The organism is Streptomyces sp. NPDC006476 (genome assembly GCF_040612015.1).
Taxonomy (GTDB): Bacteria; Actinomycetota; Actinomycetes; order Streptomycetales; family Streptomycetaceae; genus Streptomyces; species Streptomyces griseorubiginosus_B.
Genome location: NZ_JBEXPK010000220.1, coordinates 1 through 3,386 on the forward strand (window position 1 = coordinate 1; position 3,386 = coordinate 3,386).

5 protein-coding genes and 1 pseudogene are annotated in these 3,386 nt (G+C 67.1%); 3 read left to right on the forward strand and 3 right to left on the reverse strand.

Annotated elements, in window-relative coordinates:
* Window positions 1-282: 282 nt before the first annotated feature.
* Complete coding sequence (locus tag ABZZ74_RS53140; protein ID WP_356951309.1) at window positions 283-1,191, reverse strand: IS481 family transposase; 909 nt, start codon at window positions 1,189-1,191, stop codon at window positions 283-285.
* Between ABZZ74_RS53140 and ABZZ74_RS53145 the strand changes: the two genes are divergently transcribed.
* The gene (locus ABZZ74_RS53145; protein WP_356951312.1) at window positions 1,121-1,369 is read left to right on the forward strand and encodes a transposase; all 249 of its coding nucleotides are present in this window, start codon (window positions 1,121-1,123) and stop codon (window positions 1,367-1,369) included. The genes ABZZ74_RS53140 and ABZZ74_RS53145 overlap by 71 nt on opposite strands.
* Window positions 1,370-1,434: 65 nt before the next feature.
* Here ABZZ74_RS53145 and ABZZ74_RS53150 read toward each other — a convergent pair whose 3' ends face one another.
* Complete coding sequence (locus ABZZ74_RS53150; protein ID WP_356951313.1) at window positions 1,435-2,358, reverse strand: transposase; 924 nt, start codon at window positions 2,356-2,358, stop codon at window positions 1,435-1,437.
* Window positions 2,359-2,505: a hypothetical protein gene (locus tag ABZZ74_RS53155; protein ID WP_356951310.1), complete on the reverse strand. Its 147-nt coding sequence runs from the start codon at window positions 2,503-2,505 to the stop codon at window positions 2,359-2,361. It lies immediately after the preceding gene.
* A 312-nt stretch (window positions 2,506-2,817) separates the two neighbouring features.
* Here ABZZ74_RS53155 and ABZZ74_RS53160 point away from each other — a divergent pair, with 312 nt between their 5' ends.
* Together ABZZ74_RS53160 and ABZZ74_RS53165 are read left to right on the forward strand one after the other, a co-directional pair.
* The gene (locus ABZZ74_RS53160; RefSeq protein WP_356951311.1) at window positions 2,818-3,141 is read left to right on the forward strand and encodes a helix-turn-helix transcriptional regulator; all 324 of its coding nucleotides are present in this window, start codon (window positions 2,818-2,820) and stop codon (window positions 3,139-3,141) included.
* Between the two features lie 90 nt (window positions 3,142-3,231).
* Window positions 3,232-3,386, forward strand: a pseudogene (locus ABZZ74_RS53165) (thioesterase); the annotation flags it as partial.

The following is a 3,386-nucleotide window of genomic DNA, read 5'->3' on the forward strand; positions in this document are numbered from 1 at the left end:
GGCGGGGTGTGGGTCCCGCAGCAGCGCACGGACGAGACGTACGGCGGCGAGCTCCCGCAGGAGCAGCAGTATCCCTACCAGGGTGACGGCCAGGGGCAGAACCAGGGTCACGGTAACGGCAATGGCTACGACGAGCAGCAGTACCGTTACTGAGCTTTCCTCAGCCCTGGACCGCTCACTGAGCAATCCGATCTCCGGACGGCGATACCGCAAAGACCAAAGATCCTGCTGGCCAAATATCGTGTCTTGGGATTTCCTGAGTTCCGCAACTGAGGTGCTGCTCTAGTTGTACTGACCCGTGAGGTTGGGGACGCGGCTGGCGGGTGGTTGGCCTTTCAGTGCGGTGTGTCCGCGGTGGTGATTGTAGGTGTGCAGCCATTCGGGAAAGGCGTCGCGTCGTTCCTGTTCTGAGCGGTAGGGGCGGGCGTAGGCCCACTCGTCGAGCAGGGTGCGGTTGAAGCGTTCGACCTTCCCGTTGGTCTGCGGCTGGTAGGGCCGGGTGCGCTTGTGGGCGATCCCGGCCGCGCTGAGCAGGTCGCGCCAGTCGCGTGAGCGGTAGCAGGAGCCGTTGTCGGTCAGGACCCGTTCGACGGTGATCCCGGCCTGGATGAAGAACGCCTGGGCCCGCTGCCAGAAGCCGGTGGCGGTCTCCTTCTTCTCGTCCGGGTGGATCTCGCTGTAGGCCAGGCGGGAGTGGTCGTCGACGGCGGTGTGCAGGTAGCTGTAGCCGGCGTTGGCGCGGGTCTTTCGGCCGGCCTGACGGCCGAGGACCTTGTGGCCGCCGCCGTCGGGGATGTTGCCGAGCTTCTTGACGTCGACGTGCACCAGCTCGCCGGGACGTTCGCGTTCGTAACGGCGTATGACACGGCCGGTGGGCCGGTCCAGATGCGTGAGGCGGGCCAGGCCGTAGCGGGTCAGCACACGGTGCACGGTCGAGGGCACCAGCCGCAGCAGGTGTGCGATGCGGGCCAGTCCCCACCGGCGCAGGACACGGACCTTGATGATCCGGCGTTCGGTGCGGGTCGGTGTCCTGCGCGGGCTGGTGCGCGGGCGGCTGGAGTGGTCAGCCATGCCCGCCTCACCGTGTTGCCGGTAGCGGTCGGCCCAGCGCTGGGCCGTGGTGGGCGAGACCTGGAAGCGTTCGGCGGCCCGGCGCAGGCTCGGCGTCGAGGGCACCATCCGCCAGGCCATGGCAGTCACCGGCAACCGCCGGGCCCGCTACCGCGGCCTCGGCAAGACCCACCTCGAGCACGTCTACTCCGCCGTCGCCCTCAACCTGATCCGCCTCGACGCCTGGTGGAACGGCCAGCCCCTCGACCACACTCGCACCAGCCACCTCGCCCGACTCGACCTCACCCTCGCCGCATAACCCCATATTTGGCCAGCAGGATCCGCGGGGCGTCACCGCAGGTGAACGGTCGACTCCTATAGTTGTCAACTCGCTCCGGAGGCTGTCCGTGGAGCGGGTCGGAGCAGGTGGTAGACCTCGCGGATGACGTAGCGCTTGAGGCAGCGGATGATCTCGCGTTTTGTCTTGCCCTCGGCGGTGCGGCGGGCGGCGTAGTCGATCGTGGGCTGATGGAACCGCATCCGAACGATGACGGTTCGGTAGATCGCGGCGGTCAGCTGGCGGTGGCCGCCGTGGTTGATGCGGTGCCTGCCGCCGGTCATGCCGGAGCCGGTGGGCACGGGCGCGATGCCCCCGAGCTTGGCGAGGGCTGCCTCGGACTTGATCCGCTCGGGGTTGTCGCCGGTCACGACGAGGATCTCCGCGGCGGTGTCGACGCCGATCCCGAAAGGCTCGAGCAGTTGCGGGGCGGCCCGCTGGACCAGGTCACCGATCATCTTCGTCAGTTCCTTGGCCTCGGCGTCCAGGTACTGCCATCGCTTGGCGAGCGTCCGCAGGGTGTGCCGAAGGGCGTCCTCAGGAGCTTCCAGACGGTGAGGACGCATAGCTGCCAGGTGCCGCGCCAGGCTGATCTGGGTCTTGCCGGCCGTCTCCCGACGCAGGGCGTCCGAGGCGTGAACGAGCATCGCCTTCATCGTGACCATCGCCGTCGCACGCTGTTCAACAGCCTGGTCATGAGCGATCTTGAGCTGGCGGATCATCTCGGCCTCGCCGTCGGCGGTCTTCGGCGTGGCCGTCGCGAACCCGGCCAGCACGGCGCGGGCGGCGTTATCGGCGTCCAAGGTGTCGGACTTCCCGTTCATGCGCCGCAGCCGCCGGTCAGGGCGTCCGGCCTCGACCACCTTGTGACCGGCTCTGCGCAGGAACGAGGTCAACGTGGCGCCGTAGGACCCCGTTCCCTCGATCCCGAATGCGAGGATCCTGCCGAACGAGCCTGCCCAGGTGGCCAGTTACTGGAAGCCGCCGGTGTCGGTGGGAATCGTGAGGGTGGCCAGGATCCCGCCGATCGTGTCCATCACCGCTGCGACGTGCACGTGCTTGTGCGTGTCGACGCCGATCACGACGTGCCCGGACCTGAATTGCTCGCTGGTCTGCACGGAGTTCCTTCCGGTCGGTAGCGTGGGGTTCACGCTGTCGCCGGTCGGACGGACAGGACTGTCACGGGGACGCTTTGGCGAGTCGGCTCCAGGCTCTTATCAGGTCACGTCCGTCCGGCGGCAGCACTTGCTGCGTGCCCGGCCGGGCGGTCGACAGATCAACGCCAGGACACTCACGGGGTCGGTCGTAAGCAAGAGTCAGACCGCCTCAGCCGGGACTACCCGATCCTTGCGGGATCCGGTGCGAAAAGACTGACAAACGGTGTTCTTCTGCTGCGGCGACGGCTGCCCGAGGAGCAGATCGTCCCGGTCTTGGAGCGCACCGGCGACGCGTATCTGGCAGTGGGGGCGTTCCGCGACGTCCTGCGCATCAAGAACCGGCTGTGGAACCTCGGCGTCCGGCATCGCATCTCCCGTTGGCCCACCCTGCCCGGCAAGGAGATCAGGAACCTCACGAAGACGGAGACCGCGGTCGCCGAACTGGTGGCCCAGGGGCTGACCAACAACCAGGTGGCCTCCCAGCTCTTCCTCTCCCGTCACACCGTGGCCTTCCATCTGCGAAAGATATTCCGCAAGTTGGATGTCACCTCACGTATGGGACTGGTCAAGACGTGGGACGGCACCGTCGGGCATTGAGGGTAAGGGTTCTGCATGTCCGGCTGTCGACACGGATCCGACGACAGGAGGACGTGTCGTGTGTCGACCGAGGAAAGGAAGACGAATCGCATGACAGCCGTCAAGCGGGAGCCGAACGCGTGGATACGGCGTTTCCATCCGGCCCCGGAAGCCCGCACACGTCTGCTCTGCCTGCCCCACGCGGGCGGATCAGCCAGTTTCTACTTTCCGCTGTCGGCGGCGCTGTCTCCCGCCGTGGAGGTCTG

Bases quoted from the DNA above. Each gene is read 5' to 3' on its own strand.
- ABZZ74_RS53140 (WP_356951309.1), bottom strand. From the start codon at position 1,191: ATGGCCTGGCGGATGGTGCCCTCGACGCCGAGCCTGCGCCGGGCCGCC.